The organism is Roseateles sp., from assembly GCF_039929605.1.
Lineage (GTDB): Bacteria > Pseudomonadota > Gammaproteobacteria > Burkholderiales > Burkholderiaceae_C > Pelomonas.
This window is the reverse complement of record NZ_JBDSQX010000153.1, coordinates 1-15,625: the sequence shown is the minus strand read 5'-3', so window position 1 is coordinate 15,625 and position 15,625 is coordinate 1. Positions and strand designations below refer to the sequence as shown.

The window sequence follows — 15,625 nt, the reverse complement described above, 5'->3', positions numbered from 1 at the left end:
ACCCTCCCCCCTGTCACGAACCGCCATGTCGATGCACACCCGCCGCCGCCTGCTGGGCCTGTCCGTGCTCGCCGCCCTGTCCCTGATCAGTGCTTGCTCCGCGCCGACTCCCGCAGCGCCGCCGCAGGTGCCCAAACTGCTCGTCCTCGTCGTCATCGACGGCCTGCCGATGCGCCAGGTGACCGGCTACCGCGATCAGCTCGCGCCCGACGGCTTTGCCCGCTTCCTGGACCACGGCCGCTGGTTCGCCAACGCCCACTACGGCCATGGCCACACGGTCACGGCGGCCGGCCACTCGGTGATGCTCAGCGGCGCCTACCCGCAGCGCAGCGGCATCATCAGCAACGAATGGCGCGACCCGGCCACCGGCGCACCGGTCTACAACACCGGCGACGCGGCCTACACCTACCTGGACAACCCGACGGCACCGCTCGCCGGCACCAGCCCGCGCAACCTCAAGGTCGAGACGCTCGGCGACGTGCTGCGCACCCGCTCGCCCGCTTCCAAGGTCATCGGCATCTCCGGCAAGGACCGCGGCGCCATCCTGCCCGCCGGCCACAAGGGCACGGCTTATATGTACATGGGCGAGACGGGCCAGTTCTCGTCCAGCACCTACTACATGGCCGGGCTGCCGGCCTGGGTCAAGGCCTTCAACGCCGCCAAGCCGGCCGACGCCTTCTTCCAGAAGACCTGGGCGCCGCTGTTACCTGAATCGGCCTATGCGCGCTCCGTGCCCGACGGCCAGCCCTGGCAGATCGCCAGCGGCAACGGCAACAAGTTGCCTGCCGTCATCGGCGACAAGATGGACGGCCCCGGCCCACGTTTCTACGGCGGCGTGCTGGCCTCGCCCTTCGGCGATGAGCTGACACTGGCCTTTGCGCGCGCCGCCGTCACGAACGAAAAGCTGGGACAACGCGGCGTGCAGGACATCCTGTCGGTCAGCCTCTCCAGCCACGACTACGTCAACCACGCCTTCGGCCCCGAGTCGCGCCTGTCGCACGACCACACCCTGCACCTGGACCGCCATCTGCAGGCTTTCTTCCAGTTCCTCGACAAGACGGTGGGCGCCGGCAACTACGTGCTCACGCTGACGGCCGACCACGGCTTCACCGACACCCCCGAATGGGCCGCCAGCCAGGGCCGCGACGCCGGGCGCTTCGCCTCATCGCCGTCACTGGCCATCGTGAACGCTGCGCTGAGTGCCAAGTTCGGTGTCGACAGCCTCGCCCGCGGCTTCTCCGCCGCCGGCCTGCTGCTGAACGACCAGCTCGCCGCCGAGCGCGGCCTGAAGTTCGCCGATGTGCAGGCTGCCGCACGCGAGGAACTGTTGAAGTTGCCGGGTGTGGCCAGCGTCTTCACCCGCGAACAACTGCTCGGCGATGACCGCACGACGCCCTACCTGGAGGCGATGCGCAAGTCCTTCGACCCGACCCGCGCCGCCCAGCTGCAGATCGTGCTGAAGCCGAATTGGATCCACAGCTATCGCCCAGGCGGCAGCAGCCACGGCAGCCCCTACGAGGTCGACACCCACGTGCCCCTGCTGTTCTGGGGACCGGGCTATGTCGGCCAGGGTGAGGGCAAGGCCCGCGTCGAGATCGCCGACCTGGCGCCCACGCTGGCCGCCATTGCCGGCCTGCCTGCACCGGCCCAGGCGCAAGGGCGTGATCTCCAGCTCAAGCCCTGAGCAGCAGCTCGGTCGCCGACTCACCCCAGCGCGCTTCCGTCAGCGCCAGCCCGCCCAGACGCTCGCACAGCCCCGCCGCCTGAGCCGGGCCGGTGGCTGGCAGCACCAGCAGCAACCGCCCATCGGCCAACCGCGCGCAGCCGTCTTCGCCACGGATGTGCACCAGCAGCGCCTGCGGGTCGGCACCGGGCGCCGTCGTCGCGACGCACAGCGGCCAGGCGCGCGGGTCGCTCAGCAGGGATTGCAACAACGCCAGACCGGCGTGCGCCGACAACAGTTGACCCGACGCTGGTCGAGGGCGACTCAGCGCACTGATGTCGACGCCGGTGCAGACCCAGCCGCCGTCGGGCGTCGGTTGCTCCACCCACCAGAGACGGCGGCCGTCCTGCCAGGCCTGCTCATAGCCTGACCGCAGCGCGCGCTGACGGCGCCCCGGCATGTCGACCGGACCGAAGCCCGCCGCACGCGCGGCGTCGTCGATCTCGGCCCGCGTCGGCTGCTCGCCGTCACCGATGGCCCAGGCCGCGCGGTAAGCGGCATTGGCCAGCCGCAGCCGCCCCTCGGCGTCGAACAAAGCCAGCAGCAGCGGGCCATCGGCCAGCGTCTGCCACCAGAGATCGCTAGTACTCACCCCCGCATTGGAACCCAGGCTGTCAGCCACAAGGCATGTTCGCTGACGCTTCGACGAAACTGAGGCCGTAGGATGCCCCGGTCAGCAGGAGAACCGCATGAAATGGGACGGCCAGCGAGAGAGTGACAACGTCGAGGACGCCCGCAGCAGTGGCGGCGGCCGAGGCATCGGCGGGCTGCCCATCGGCGGCCGTGGTCTGGGTGTGGGGGGCATCGTCGTCGCGCTGCTGGCCTCCTGGGTGCTGGGCGTCAACCCGCTGACGATGCTCGGCCTGCTTGATGGCGGCGGCGGCCAGCCCGTGCAGAGTTCCGCGCCGGCCGAATCCCACCCGCAGGACCCGGCCGGCCGCTTCGTCAGCGTCGTGCTCGCGGACACCGAGGACGTCTGGGGCGCCTACTTCCTGCGCAACGGCCAGCAATACGCCGCGCCCAAGCTGCGCTTATTCCGAGGCCGCGAGCCCACCGCCTGTGGCACGGGCGAGTCGGCCATGGGGCCCTTCTACTGCCCCGCCGACCGCAAGGTCTACATCGACCTCGACTTCTTCGACACGCTGCGCCAGCGCCTCGGCGCGCCGGGCGACTTCGCTCAGGCCTATGTCATCGCCCACGAGGTCGGCCACCATCTGCAGAACCTGATGGGCACGACCGAAAAGCTCGACCGCGCCCGCGGCCGCGTCTCCGAACGCGAGACCAATGCGATGAGCGTCAAGTTGGAGCTGCAGGCCGACTGCTATGCCGGCGTCTGGGCCAAGCTGTCCCAGCAAGGCAAGGGTTGGCTGGAACAGGGCGACATCGACGAGGCGCTGAACGCCGCTTCGCAGATCGGCGACGACACGCTGCAAAAACGCAGCCGCGGCAGCGTCGTGCCGGAAAGCTTCACCCACGGCAGCAGCGCCCAGCGCACGCGCTGGTTCAAGCGCGGGCTGGACACCGGGGACCTGAAGGCGTGTGACACCTTTTCGTCAGCCACCCTCTGAACCCGTAAAAAACCCCCGAAAACCGCCCACCCAATCAAGGGGGCGCCGGATGCCCCTCTCCGGGCTTTGTGTGAAACACTTCCGATCGAGGCGCCGAACCCTCTATTAGGATCGGCACCTTTCCAGAACAGAGCAAAAACGGTTCCACGAGGCCCACTGTCATGAGCGAACGCCAAATCCACGACCCACAGTCGACGCCCCAGGCGCCGGCCCCCGTCGACGCGTCCGCCGGCGAACTGGCCTCGGTACGCCGCCGCCGCTTCATCAAGGCCGGCGCGGGTGTCATCCCCGTGGCCTTGACGTTGAGCAGCCGCCCCGTGCTGGCCACCACGCAAGGCAAGTGCTTCTCCGCCTCGGCCTGGGGTTCCATCCAGACACTGGTGGGCACCAACGCCAGCCAGTACACCCGCAAGGCAAGCAAAGCGCCGACGGTGAACTGCTACACCAAGGCCGAGTGGTGCGCGACGAGCAACGGCAATCCCACCTGCGCCGGCTGGAAGGTTTCGTCCATCAGTTGCGCCAACCTGCAGTTGAACACCGTCAAGGCGTACAACGTCACCAAGGCCTGCGGCACCTCGAGCGGCACCGCCGGCGTTGGCGGCAACACCTCCGTGTGGACGGCGCTGACAGGCAACAGCTGTAGCGATGCCCAGAAGGCAGTTCTGGTTGCCTGGCTGAATTTCCGTATCAGCACCACGACCAGCACCGATGTCTGCGTCATCGACAGCTTCTCGAGCAACCAGCTCACCACGCTGGGCAACATCGTGCGTACCGGCGGCGGCACCGGCCCCGATGGCAAGCAGTGGTCGCCGACCAACGTCAAGGACTACCTGCACAACAACTACATCGGCCGCCTGAGCTGAAGCGGATGCGCCGGTACTTCGAAGGCACACCGCTTCGAAATCAGCGCTGACCGGCGTCCGAGCCGCAGATGCTGCACACCTTGTGGACTGTTCATCGGTCGGCCGACATCTCTTGGCGTGACTGGGACGGGCTGGGAGCCGTCTACAACGACAGCTCCGGCGATACCCATCTGGTCGACGCACTGGCCATCGAGTTCCTGGAACTGCTGCGCCAGCAGCCGCTGTCCGTTGCGCAACTGGTCGCGCAGCTGAACGATGCGATTCCCGAACTCATGGACGTCGAGACGGCTGCTGCCTTCTTCGACCGTCAACTCCGCTCGCTGAGGGATCTCGGGCTCGTCGAACAGATCGCCGTGCCAACATGAAGATTCGGGACCTGGCCTTGGGCGACGTGCGTCGACGGCTGGCCCGGGGCGAGCTGATTTTGAAGGTGCCGCCCTTCGTGGCGCGACTGCGCTCGGACGTCGACCGAGTCGCGGAGGATCTGCTGCTGCTCTACGCCGATTTCGAGCTCGGCACGCCGGACGACTTCGCCGATTTCCATCTGGAGGTGCGCCGCGAGGGCGGCCTGCGGCGTTGGGTCAAGCCGATGGCGCGCTTCTTCACCGACGGCGAACCTGCCTTCAGCCCGTTGCCGGCGGAGCAGGGCTTCCACATGATCGAGTGGGGGCTGAACTGGGCTGTGAGCACGATGTCGCACCCCTACCTGTCCTATCACGCGGCGGCGTTGGAGCGAGACGGCAGAGCGCTGGTCATGCCGGCGCCGCCCGGCTCGGGCAAGAGCACGCTGAGCGCAGCGCTGGCCCACCGGGGCTGGCGGCTGATGTCGGACGAGATCACGCTGTATGACCTGGCCTGCGGTCAGGTCACCGGCATGGGGCGTCCAGTCAACCTGAAGAATGTCTCCGTCGAATTGATCCGTCAGTTTGCGCCGCAGGCGGAGTTGACGCGCCCGGTGCCCGACACCGCTAGAGGCACGCTGGCCCTGATGAAGGCGCCGGCCGAAAGCGTGGCACGCATCATGGCGTCCGCGCCACCGCGCTGGATCGTGCTGCCGCGCTACACGGCCGGTGCCAAGCCGAAGCTCACAGATATGCCCAAGGCGCGCATGCTGCTGCTGCTGGCGGAGCAGGCCTTCAACTACGACCTCCACGGCAGCAAGGGCTTCGAGGCCACGGCCGACCTCGTCGACCGATGTGACTGCCTGGAGTTTGAGTATTCGTCGCTGGACGAAGGCGTGCAGCGCATCGACGAACTGGCGGCTCAGGCATGACGGCCTTGTCGCCCCCCCTGTTGCTGCGCGTGCTGCTGGACCCGGCCTCGGCGCTGACGCTGCGTCCACTGGACTGGGACCTGCTGCTGCGGCAGGCGCGGCGGGGCGTGCTGCTGGCCAAACTGGCTGTGCTGCTGACGCCTTGGTTAGAGCAAGTGCCGCCCGGCCCGCGCCACCATCTTCACGCTGCGCTGATGACGGCCGCGCGTCAGGCCAAGCTGACCCACTGGGAGGTGAGCCGCATCCAGGCAGCGCTCCTGCCTCTGGGCGTCGAGCCCATCCTGCTGAAGGGCACGGCCTACCTGATGGCGGGCCTGCCTGCCAGCCAGGGCCGCGTGTTCGGCGACGTCGACATCCTCGTCCCCAAGGCCCGCATCGCTGAGACCGAGGCCGCCCTGCTCGCCCACGGCTGGTGCTTCGAGGAGGAACTCGACGCCTATGACGAGCGCTACTACCGCGAGTGGATGCACGAGATCCCGCCGCTGACGCATGAGCACCGCGGCAGCAGCCTGGACGTCCACCACGCCATCCTGCCGCCCTCGGCCCGCATCCAGGTCAACACGGCAGCGCTGTTCGAAGATGCACAGGCTCTGCCGAATCGGCCGGGCGTCCGCGTGCTGGCGCCGGTGACCATGGTGCTGCACAGCGCCGCGCATCTGTTCCACGAGGGCGAGCTTGAAAAAGGCCTGCGCGACCTGTTCGACCTCGACGCGCTGCTGCGGGACTTTGGCCGCGATCCATCGTTCTGGGCTGCCTTGGTGCCACGCGCCCGCGCCCTGGGGCTGAGCAGGCCACTGTTCCTGGCCCTGCGCTACACGACCCGCTGGCTGGGCACGCCCGTGCCGAGTGACGTGCTGGAGGCGGCAGCGACCGACACGCCGGTTTGTCGCGCCCTGCTCGACGCTTGCTATGACCGCGCGTTGATGCCCGACCATCCCAGTTGCGATGGGATCCTGACAGGATGCGCGCGTCTGGCGCTCTACGTGCGTTCGCACTGGCTGCGCATGTCAATCGGCCCGCTGATCCAGCATCTGTGTCGCAAAGCCTGGATGCGGACGCGACCTGCGGGCGAAGCTCCGGCTCAGCCCTGACAACGCGCTTGCTGCGGCGGGCCCTCGTGGACCAGGGATCAGGCTTGCAGAACTTCAGGCCGTGCGGCGCGACAGCCAGGCCAGCGGGGAATCCTGCGGCGTGCGGGCAGACTGCGATTCGAGCAAGTCGCTTGAACCCTGGCTGCGGTATTCGCTGACGCCGCCGCCGTCGAGGCAGGCATCCAGGCCAAAGGCGGTGCCGAGGTCTGCTGGATCCGGTTCGCTGCGAACGGCAGCGTCACGGCGGAAAAAACGCAGCGCTGGAACGAATCGCATGACAAACCTCTTTCGCTGAAAGGCCGACAAACGCATCGGCTCAGTGCAATCAGTGTGCGGGATTCATATGACAAGCGAACCTGCTATCTGTGAGTAAATATTGCCGCCGCTGGGATTACCACACGTTCAGGGTGGGTCCAGCCCCCGTAGGCATTGAGGTGTGTGGCTGATTTGCATCAACGATTGAGCGTTGCGTGATTGCAATAGACCGTAAGTCTCCCTAGCTCTGTTGATCCAAACAGCTGCGGATGCACTTAAGCTGCGCCCCTCCCTCGAAGTTCGGGCTTTCCCTTATGACCTCCGCAGCACTGAAATGGATCGCCAACGGCATGATCGGCCTCGTCGTGGCTGGCACGCTGTGGATCGCGCAGGCTGTGCAGCCCGGTGCCCCGAGCGCCGTCCTGGTGGCGCAAGCTGTCGCGGCCCCTGCGGAAAGCGCTTCGGCGCCGGTTGGTCGCTGATCAACCCAGCGCCCGGCGGGCGCCGTCGGCCAGTGCCTCGCCGATTTGATCGAGCAGGGCGCCCCGCCCTTGCAACTGCCACTGGTGCCAGTAGAGCGCCACGTCGGCACTGATCTCCGGCCGCAACACCACCAACTGACCCGCATCCACCTGCGGTCGCACCTGAATCTCGGGCGCCACGCCGACACCCCAGCCCATGACGGCGGCGGCCACGTAGGCCTCGCTGGACGGCACGAAGCGCTCGCGCAGCCTCGGCGCGCGCACGCCGAAGGCCTGGGACACCCACTGCACCTGGCTGTCGTCCTTGCGGTTGAAGACGAGGAAGGGCGTGTCGGCGAAATTGCCGGCGTGCAGGCCGCTCGGTAGCTGTGCAGCCAGAAAGCGCGGGCTCGCCACCGCGACGTAACGCATGACGCCCAGCGGCTGCACGCGGCATCCCTGCAGAGCTTCGGCCACGGTCGACACGCAGCCCAGCACCGCACCCTGGCGCAGGCTGTCGTGGGTGAAGTCCTGATCGTCGACGACGATTTCCAGCCCATAGCCCTCGCGCAGGCCTTGTTGAACCAAGGCATCCAGCGCCGGCAAGACCCAGGTCGCGAGGCTGTCGGCGTTGACGGCGATAGCCAGGCGAGATTGAGGCGCGACGCGCTCGCCGAGTTCACGCGCGACGTCCACCCGCAGCGCCTGCAATTGGCGGGCGAAGCGCAGCAACACCTTGCCGGCCTCGGTCAGGCGCAGCGGACGGGAGCGGACGACGAGGGGCTGACCGACCTGGGTCTCCAACGCGCGCAGCCGCTGGGAGACGGCGCTTTGCGTGACGGACAGGCGCTGGGCAGCCCGCTCGAAGCCTTGTTCGTCGGCCAGGGCGGCCAGGCAATCGAGGGCGGCGGGATCGAAGTTATTCATAAGCCGGCCTAATGTAGGGCGAACAATATGAATGACGCTTCTTTAAAACCAGGTGTCTGAAGAGAATCCGGCGATGCCCGCCGCCGCTCTCGCCACCAGCCCCGCGCCTGCCGCCTTTGCGCAGGGCTGGGCCATGGGCGCCGGTCTCATCCTGGCCATCGGCGCGCAGAACGCGCTGGTGCTGCGCCAAGGGCTCAAGCGTGAGCACGTCGGCGCCGTCGTCGCGGTGTGCACGCTGTCCGACTGGCTGCTGATCGCGCTCGGCGTGTTCGGCCTGGGCGCGCAGATCCAGGGCAGCCCGCAGCTGCTGGAGGTGTTCCGCTTCGGCGGCGCGGCCTTCCTGCTGGGCTATGCGCTGCTCGCGGCTAGGCGGGCGTGGCGGCCGGTGGCCGGGCTGCAGGCCAGCGGGCCGGCGGCCAGCCTGGGCGCGACGCTGTCGGCCGCCTTCGCCCTCACCTATCTGAATCCCCACGTCTATCTGGACACCGTCGTGCTGCTCGGCGGACTGGGCGCGCGGCAACCGCCGACGCTGCGCGCCGCCTTCATGGCTGGTGCCTGTGTCGCCTCGGCGATGTGGTTCAGCCTGCTCGGCTTTGGCGCGGCGGCGGCCGCACCGAGGCTGCAAAACGCCAACACCTGGCGGGCTATCGATGCGCTTGTCGCTTTGCTGATGGCCGGCCTGGGTTTACAACTGCTCCTACAACCGCTCCAAGCGCCCACCTCATGAAGATCGTCGTTCTCGGTGCCGGCATCATCGGCGTCGCCACCGCCTGGTATTTGCTCGACGAAGGCCACGAGGTCATCGTTGTTGACCGCCAGCCCGACGCCGCGCTGGAGACCAGCTTCGCCAATGGCGCGCAGATCTCGGTCAGCTTCTGCGAGCCCTGGGCCAATGCCGGCGCGCCCTTCAAGGTGGCCAAGTGGCTGCTGCGCGACGACTCGCCGCTGCTGTTCCGCCCGCGGCTGGACCCGAACCAGTGGCGCTGGGGCCTGGCCTTCCTGATGCAGTGCACGACCGCCGCTTTCGAGCGCAACGTGGAGGAGCTGGTGCAGCTGGGCCGCTACTCGCACGCCTCGCTGAAGGAGCTGGTGGCGCAGACCGGCATCGAGTACTGCCGGTTGGAGCGCGGCATCCTGCATTTCTTCTCCAGCCAGGCCGACTACGACAACGGCGCGGCCGGCGCCGAGATCATGCGCCGCCACGGCGTGGACCGCCGCGTGCTGAACCGCGAGGAGGTGCTGAAGGTGGAGCCGGCGCTGGCCAGCTTCGGCGCCAAGGTCTGCGGCGGCACCTTCACGCCCAGCGACGAGAGCGGCGACGCCAAGGTCTTCACGCAGAAGCTGGCCCAGCTGTGCGCTCAGCGTGGCGCGCAGTTCTTCTATGAGCACGACATCCTGGGCCTGCAGCGCGCTGGCGACGGCATCGAGAGCGTGCAGATCGCGCACACCCGCACCGGCGAGCGCAAGACGCTGAAGGCCGATGGCTTCGTGGCCGCCATGGGCTCCTATACGCCCGAGCTGGTGCGGCCGCTGGGCGAACACCTCAACATCTATCCCGCCAAGGGCTACTCGGCCACGTTGCGGTTGAAGAAGCCCGAGGCAGCCAGCGTCGTCAGCCTGCTGGACGACAGCCGCAAGATCGCCATCTCGCGCCTGGGCGATCACATCCGCATCGCCGGCACGGCCGAGTTGTCGGGCTTCGACCTCAGCCTGGATTCACCCACCGCCCGCGTGCGCTGCGCGGCCCTGGTGCGGCGCTATGAGGAGCTCTTCCCCGGCGTGGCCGACACGAGCGAGCCGCATTACTGGGCCGGCCTGCGCCCCAGCACGCCGACCAACATCCCCTACATCGGCCGCAGCCACAAGGCGCGCAACCTGTGGATCAACGCCGGTCACGGCACGCTGGGCTGGACGCATGGCGCCGGCTCCGGCCGGGCGCTGGCCGAGTTGATCGCCGGCCGCAAGCCCGAGATGCAGTTCGGCTTCTACAACGCCTGATCAGAGCGTCTTCAGCAGCGCCGCGACGTCCTTCTGCTGCGGGAACTTCGGGCCCAGCTTGGCCAGGCCCTCCAGCTCGGACTTGGCTGCAGCCTTGTCGCCGGACTGGATCAGGATCTGGGCGAGGTTGAGCTTGTAGGTCGGCTGGTCCGGCTGGTCGCCAATGAGCTGGCGCTGCATGCTGAGGGCCTTGTCGAACTGCTTCTCGTTGGCCAGCACGGTAGCGTAGGTGTCGCGCAGCGCACTGTCCTCGGGCCGGAGATTGAGGCCGCGCTCGGCCAGTTCGCGCGCGCCGGGTTTGCCGGCCTTGCTGCGCAGCCAGGCCACGTTGTTGATGAGCGGGATGACGTCGGGGTGCTTGGCGAGCAAGGCCTCGTAGCGTGCCAACGCGCCGTCGAAGTCGCCGCGCGCCAGCGTCACGTCGGCTGCGGCGGTGCGGAAGACGGTGTCGCGCGGATGCGCGGCCTGCCATTGGGTCTCGAAGGCCAGCGCCTCGTCGCGCTTCTTGGTGGCCAGCAGCAGCGCGAACAGGCGCGGTGCGGCGTCGCCCGGGTCGGGCAGGGCGGCCGCCTTGCGCAGCAGCGCAAGGGCGGGCTCGGGGCGCTGGCGGCTCAGCTCGACATCGGCCTCGACGACCAGGGCGTAGGCCTCCTGAGGGAACTTCTTCTGGCGCTCGTGCAGCGCGGCCAGCGCTTCGTCGGTGCGGCCCTGGCGAATGGCGAGCTGGATCAGCAGGCGCTGAGCGATGACCGAGGCGGGTTCGGCCTCCAGCGCACGCTTGACCTCGCGCTCGGCGGCGGCGTAATCCTTGTCCATGAAGCGCAGTTGCGCCAGGCCCAACCAGCCATGCGCCCGCGCAGGGGCCAGCGCGGTCAGGCGCGTGTAGGTCTTGCCTGCCTGGGCCTTGTCACCCGAGGCGAGCTGGGTGCGCGCCAGGCGCTCCAGCAGGTCGGGGTTGAGCGGCTGGGCCGCCGCCGCCTCCTGCGCGGCCTGGGCGGCTGCGGGCATGTTGCCCAGGCGCAGCTGGTGGTCGATCAACGCCAGGCGCAGGCCGGGCTCGTTGGGCTCCTCGCGCACGGCGGCGTTCAGCACTTCGGTCACGCGCTCGACGGGCGCGCGGGTCTGCACCAACAGTTCGGCCAGGGCCAGGCGGGCCTGGGGCGAGCCCTTCTGGTTGGCAATGAAGTCTTCCAGGCGCTTGACGGCCGCGTCGCCACGGTTGGCCTGCATGTCGATGGCAGCCAGGCCGAGCACGGCGGGCAGATAGCTGGCGTCGGCCTTCAGCGCGGCGTCAAAGGCGGCCTGGGCGGCCGCCGTGTCCTTGCGAACGAGATAGATGCGCCCGCGCAGCGCACTCGGCACCGGGCTGTCCTTCATCTTGGGCGCAAGCTTGTCGAGTGCGACCAGCGCGCCAGCGAGGTCCTGGCGGCGCATCAGCGCGTTGACCACCATCAGGTCGTAGTTGCTGCCCGTGTCCTTGGCGGCCAACTCGCGCAGCTGGTTCAGCGCCGCGTCGGCCTTGGCGCGCCCCGAACCCCCGCCCGCGCCCGGCAAGGCGGAGTCGCGTGCGATGGCCGTCAGCGCCAGCGCGGCCTGGGTCTTGGCGTCGTCGGGGCGTTGCCGGGCGGCAGCGCTGAAGGCCTGGTCGGCCGCCTCGAAATTGCCTTGCATCAGCTGCGCTTTGCCGGCCAGCAGCAGGGTCTCGGCATCGGCCTTGCCGCTCTCCAGCACAGGCCGCAGCGTCTCCAGCGTCTTGGCCGGCGCGCGGCGCTGCAATTGCAGGCTGGCGAACTGGCGGCGCAGGCCCGGTTCCTCGGGCGCGAGCTTGAGGGCCTGGTTCAACAGGTTTTCTGCTTCGGCCAGCTCGCCCAGCTGCTGGTGGGCACCGGAGGCCAGGCGCAGCAACGGCAGGTAGTTAGGCATGAGCTTCAGCAGCGGCAGCGACAGCTCACGCGCCTTGGCCGCATCGTTCCTGGCCAGCGCGAGCTGCGCCTGCAGGAAGCGGCCCTGCGGCTTCTTGGCGATGGCCGGCGGCATGCCCTCGATGAGCTTGGCAGCCGCGTCGAGGTCCTGGCGGCCGAAGGCCAGGCGCACCAGCAGGGAGCGGGCCTCGTAGTTGTTCGGGTCCAGTGCCAGCACCTGCGTCAGCAGCGGCTCCGCCTCGCCGACCTTGCCGCGCGCCAGCAGCACCTCGGCCTTGAGCTGCAGGGCCTTGTAGGCCTTGGGCGAACGGAACAGCAGCCCATCCAGCGAGGTCAAAGCCTCATCCGCGAAGCCGGCAGCGAGCTTGGTGCGTACGCTGACGATGACGGCGCCTTCGTCCTCGGGCGTCAGCTGCAGCGCCCGCACGGCGGTGGCCTTGGCCTCGGTCAGGTTGCCCTGGGTCAGATAGGCCAGCGACAGCTGCTGCAGCAGCGTGGACATGGCCTTGGGGTCGGCCAGGCTCTGGTCGGCGAACTCGCTGATCAGCTTGCGCGACTGGCCCGACTGCAGCAGCGTCTGCGCCAGCAGTGGTGCCAACACGTCGCGCGGCGCGCCCAGATCCCAGGCGCGGCGCAGCTCGATCTCGGCGCCGGCCATGTCGCCGGCCTCCAGCAGCGCCTTGCCCAGCAGATGGCGGCCTGTGGGGTTCTCGGGGTGTTTCTGGAGCAGGTTCTTCAGCTCGATGATGGCGCCCGCCGGGTCTTTCTGCTCGAAGCGCTTTTGCGCGGCGGCGAGCATGTCCTGCTCGGAGCGTTGGCCGCAGGCGGCAAGAGCGGCGACCAGCAGGATCGGGGCGAAATGGCTCGTCTTCATCGTGTCTCCAGAACAGGCGCGCGATTGTGTCAGGAGGCTGGCGGGTGCCGGCTCGGGTGCGCGCCGGGACAAGTTGCGGGGCGAGGCAAGGCGTGGGCGAGGCGCGTGGCGGGCCACGCAACGAGTCCGCAACGCCGCATCGCCCCGCAAATTGTCCCGGCCCATGGGTTGGGCCTGCAAGCGGGCTTATCCGGCGTTGCAAATGCTCGCGATAGCCCGGTATCGCTCCGCTTTACGCCATGTCTAAGCCCGCTTGCAGGCCCAACGCGCACCCGAGCCGGCACCCGCCAGCCTCCTAGAATGCGCGGCCCTTCTCAGGGCTGGCCCGAGGGCCGGCCAGATGACACAAAACGCGCCATGACTGCCGTACCCCGCTTTTGCGCCATCGACTTCGGCACCTCCAATTCGGCCATCGCCGTGCCCGACAGCGCCGGCGCCATGCACCTCGTCGAGCTGGAGCCCGGCCAGCGCACCATGCCGACCGCCGTCTTCTACTTCGCCGAGGGCCGCCACGATGCCGACGGCCCGCCGCGCGCCTTCGGCCGGGCCGCCGTGTCCGCCTATGTCGACGGCCATGACGGCCGGCTGATGCGTTCGATGAAGAGCATCCTCGGCTCGCCCCTCATCGACCAGACCACCGACGTCGGCGGCGGCCGTGGTGCCAAGTACGCGGACATCGTCGCCGGCTACCTGCGCCGCCTGCGCCGCCTGGCCGGCGAGCCGACGCGCGCGGTGCTGGGCCGGCCGGTGTTCTTTGTCGACGGCGAGCCCGAGCGGGATGCGACGGCCCAGGCCCAGCTCGAAGCCTGCGCGCGCGCGGCGGGCTTCCACGAGGTGCACTTCCAGTACGAGCCCATCGCGGCGGCCTTCGACTTCGAGCAGCAGGCCACGCGAGAGCAGATCGTGCTGGTGGCCGACATCGGCGGCGGCACGAGCGACTTCTCGGTCGTGCGCGTCGGCCCGGAGCGCATGACCCGCCTGGCGCGGCGCGACGACATCCTGGCCAGCCACGGCGTGCACATCGCCGGCACCGACTTCGACCGACACATCGAGCTGGCCGGCCTGCTGCAGGAGTTCGGCTATCGCTCGGTGGGGCCGACCGGTAGGGAGCTGCCCAGCGGCGTCTTCTTCGACCTGGCCACGTGGCACCTCATCAACACCTGCTACTCACCGCTGCGCGTGGCCGAGTGGCGCAACATGAAGAGCTGGTTCAACGACGTGCGCCAGCACGCGCGGCTGATGACCGTGCTGGAGGAGCGCCTGGGCCACGAGCTGGCCGCGCGCGCCGAGGGCGCCAAGATCGCCATCTCCGGCGGCGCCGACACGACCGTGGACCTGAGCCACGTCGAACCCGGCCTGGTGCTGCCGCTCAGCGAGAAGACCGCCGTGGACGCGCTACGCGCCGACCTCGACCGCATCATCGCCACGGCCCACGAGACGGTGGCGCTGGCCGGGCTGAAGGCCGAACAGATCGACGCGCTCTACTTCACCGGCGGCTCGACCGGATTGCGATTGCTGGTGGACGGCATGGCCGCCGGCTTCCCCGCCGCAACGCGCGTCACCGGCGACCGGTTTGCCTCGGTCGCGACCGGCCTGGGCCTGCACGCGCGGCGCCTGTTTGCTGCGGCTTGAGGGGCCGTGAGACGTCGGCCAGCATCAGCACGGCGCTGACCAAGCCCTCCACGGCCTGCTCCAGGTCCAGCGGCGGCTCCAGCGACTCGATCTCCTCCAGCAGCGCGTCGGCGTCTTCGAGATCGTCCGGGTCCAGGTGCAGGTAGAGGGCCGCGAGCGGCTCCAGCAGCGCCTCCTCGGGCAGCTTCATCAGCCCCGGGTGGGCATCCAGCGCGTGGGCAAAGCCGGCCACCCAGGGCAGCACGGTCTCGCTCGGGCTGGCCTCCTCGTCGAGTTCGAACACCCAGGGGTCGAACCACTGCCGGCCGACGATGGCCATGTTCAGCTCCTTGTGGCGGCGGCGCAGCAAGGCGACGAGTTCGTCGTTCAGGCGCTGCGGCGGGGGCCGGCCCTCGCTGTCCAGCAGCGGCGGCAGCCAGCGCTCCAGCGGCACCAGCTCGGGCTGCAGCAGCACGCCGCAGAGGTAGCCGTCGGCCATGCTGACGTCCAGCGGCTCGAGCGGTGCGGGCAACCCGTCCAGCAGCGCCTGCAGGCGCTCCAGGTCGGCTTCGGTGAGGGCTTCGGCGGCGCGGTGCAGAGGGGCAGACATGGCGGGATTATCGGCAGGCCGGCGTAAATAGTGCCCGCCCACGGCGCAGAGCACCTTCTACATTGGCTTTCCCAACGACGCTCTCGACCGCGAGGGCTTGCAGACCCGGCAGCTCGCTGACCGGGTCCTTTTTTGTCCATCAAACGGCGGAGTCGTGAAGGCTGCCGCACAGGTGTTCGGGCAACCATGCGGCGGCCGCCGGGTTCGCGGACATACTGAAAAGTATGCCCGTCGCCGACCTCGCGCTGCGCTTCGACCCCGGCGTCGTCGTGTTGTCCTACCTCACCGCAGCCTTCGCCTCCTTCGTCGCGCTGGACCTTGCCCAGCGCGTGCGCACGCCTGATGCCGCGAGTGCGCGCGTGTGGTGGCTCGCCGGCTCGCTGTCCATGGGCACCGGCATCTGGGCCATGCACTTCATCGGCATGCTGGCGCTGCGCCTGCCCTTCGCC

At 68.9% G+C, this 15,625-nt stretch carries 16 protein-coding genes; 11 read left to right on the top strand and 5 right to left on the bottom strand.

Annotated elements, in window-relative coordinates:
* The first annotated feature begins 25 nt into the window (after positions 1-25).
* On the top strand, positions 26-1,684 hold the full coding sequence (locus ABIS05_RS20970) for an alkaline phosphatase family protein (protein WP_348010040.1): 1,659 nt from the start codon (positions 26-28) through the stop codon (positions 1,682-1,684).
* On the opposite strand, the gene ABIS05_RS20965 is transcribed toward ABIS05_RS20970, so the two are convergent.
* Positions 1,674-2,315 carry a hypothetical protein gene (locus ABIS05_RS20965; protein WP_348010039.1) on the bottom strand — a complete coding sequence of 214 codons (642 nt, stop codon included), beginning with the start codon at positions 2,313-2,315 and terminating at the stop codon, positions 1,674-1,676. The genes ABIS05_RS20970 and ABIS05_RS20965 overlap by 11 nt on opposite strands.
* A 97-nt stretch (positions 2,316-2,412) precedes the next feature.
* Between ABIS05_RS20965 and ABIS05_RS20960 the strand changes: the two genes are divergently transcribed.
* From ABIS05_RS20960 to ABIS05_RS20940, 5 genes are all read left to right on the top strand, one after another.
* Positions 2,413-3,291: a neutral zinc metallopeptidase gene (locus ABIS05_RS20960; protein WP_348010038.1), complete on the top strand. Its 879-nt coding sequence runs from the start codon at positions 2,413-2,415 to the stop codon at positions 3,289-3,291.
* A gap of 161 nt (positions 3,292-3,452) precedes the next feature.
* Positions 3,453-4,154 (top strand): hypothetical protein, encoded by a 702-nt coding sequence (locus ABIS05_RS20955; RefSeq protein WP_348010037.1) that lies wholly within the window; start codon positions 3,453-3,455, stop codon positions 4,152-4,154.
* Between the two features lie 68 nt (positions 4,155-4,222).
* The gene (locus tag ABIS05_RS20950; protein ID WP_348010036.1) at positions 4,223-4,519 is read left to right on the top strand and encodes an HPr-rel-A system PqqD family peptide chaperone; all 297 of its coding nucleotides are present in this window, start codon (positions 4,223-4,225) and stop codon (positions 4,517-4,519) included.
* Positions 4,516-5,427, top strand: coding sequence for an HprK-related kinase A (locus tag ABIS05_RS20945; RefSeq protein WP_348010035.1), 912 nt, complete (start codon positions 4,516-4,518; stop codon positions 5,425-5,427). Before ABIS05_RS20950 ends, ABIS05_RS20945 begins: the two co-directional genes overlap by 4 nt.
* Before the next feature lie 5 nt (positions 5,428-5,432).
* Complete coding sequence (locus tag ABIS05_RS20940) at positions 5,433-6,518, top strand: nucleotidyltransferase family protein (RefSeq protein ID WP_348010034.1); 1,086 nt, start codon at positions 5,433-5,435, stop codon at positions 6,516-6,518.
* Positions 6,519-6,572: 54 nt separating this feature from the next.
* On the opposite strand, the gene ABIS05_RS20935 is transcribed toward ABIS05_RS20940, so the two are convergent.
* Positions 6,573-6,794 (bottom strand): hypothetical protein, encoded by a 222-nt coding sequence (locus tag ABIS05_RS20935; RefSeq protein WP_348010033.1) that lies wholly within the window; start codon positions 6,792-6,794, stop codon positions 6,573-6,575.
* 293 nt (positions 6,795-7,087) lie between these two features.
* Here ABIS05_RS20935 and ABIS05_RS20930 point away from each other — a divergent pair, with 293 nt between their 5' ends.
* Complete coding sequence (locus ABIS05_RS20930; RefSeq protein ID WP_348010032.1) at positions 7,088-7,255, top strand: hypothetical protein; 168 nt, start codon at positions 7,088-7,090, stop codon at positions 7,253-7,255.
* On the opposite strand, the gene ABIS05_RS20925 is transcribed toward ABIS05_RS20930, so the two are convergent.
* Positions 7,256-8,161 (bottom strand): LysR family transcriptional regulator ArgP, encoded by a 906-nt coding sequence (locus ABIS05_RS20925; protein WP_348010031.1) that lies wholly within the window; start codon positions 8,159-8,161, stop codon positions 7,256-7,258. It abuts the gene before it with no gap.
* A 73-nt stretch (positions 8,162-8,234) separates the two neighbouring features.
* Between ABIS05_RS20925 and ABIS05_RS20920 the strand changes: the two genes are divergently transcribed.
* Together ABIS05_RS20920 and ABIS05_RS20915 are read left to right on the top strand one after the other, a co-directional pair.
* Complete coding sequence (locus ABIS05_RS20920) at positions 8,235-8,888, top strand: LysE/ArgO family amino acid transporter (RefSeq protein WP_348010030.1); 654 nt, start codon at positions 8,235-8,237, stop codon at positions 8,886-8,888.
* Complete coding sequence (locus ABIS05_RS20915; RefSeq protein ID WP_348010029.1) at positions 8,885-10,159, top strand: D-amino acid dehydrogenase; 1,275 nt, start codon at positions 8,885-8,887, stop codon at positions 10,157-10,159. Before ABIS05_RS20920 ends, ABIS05_RS20915 begins: the two co-directional genes overlap by 4 nt.
* Here ABIS05_RS20915 and prsT read toward each other — a convergent pair whose 3' ends face one another.
* Positions 10,160-12,955 (bottom strand): XrtA/PEP-CTERM system TPR-repeat protein PrsT, encoded by a 2,796-nt coding sequence (gene prsT, locus ABIS05_RS20910; RefSeq protein ID WP_348010028.1) that lies wholly within the window; start codon positions 12,953-12,955, stop codon positions 10,160-10,162. It abuts the gene before it with no gap.
* Positions 12,956-13,312: 357 nt separating this feature from the next.
* Here prsT and ABIS05_RS20905 point away from each other — a divergent pair, with 357 nt between their 5' ends.
* Positions 13,313-14,587 carry an Hsp70 family protein gene (locus tag ABIS05_RS20905; RefSeq protein ID WP_348010027.1) on the top strand — a complete coding sequence of 425 codons (1,275 nt, stop codon included), beginning with the start codon at positions 13,313-13,315 and terminating at the stop codon, positions 14,585-14,587.
* On the opposite strand, the gene ABIS05_RS20900 is transcribed toward ABIS05_RS20905, so the two are convergent.
* Positions 14,514-15,176 (bottom strand): YecA family protein, encoded by a 663-nt coding sequence (locus ABIS05_RS20900; protein ID WP_348010026.1) that lies wholly within the window; start codon positions 15,174-15,176, stop codon positions 14,514-14,516. The genes ABIS05_RS20905 and ABIS05_RS20900 overlap by 74 nt on opposite strands.
* A gap of 224 nt (positions 15,177-15,400) precedes the next feature.
* On the opposite strand from ABIS05_RS20900, the gene ABIS05_RS20895 reads away from it, so the two are divergent.
* Positions 15,401-15,625: MHYT domain-containing protein (locus ABIS05_RS20895; RefSeq protein WP_348010025.1), on the top strand; the 225-nt coding region annotated here is incomplete at its 3' end.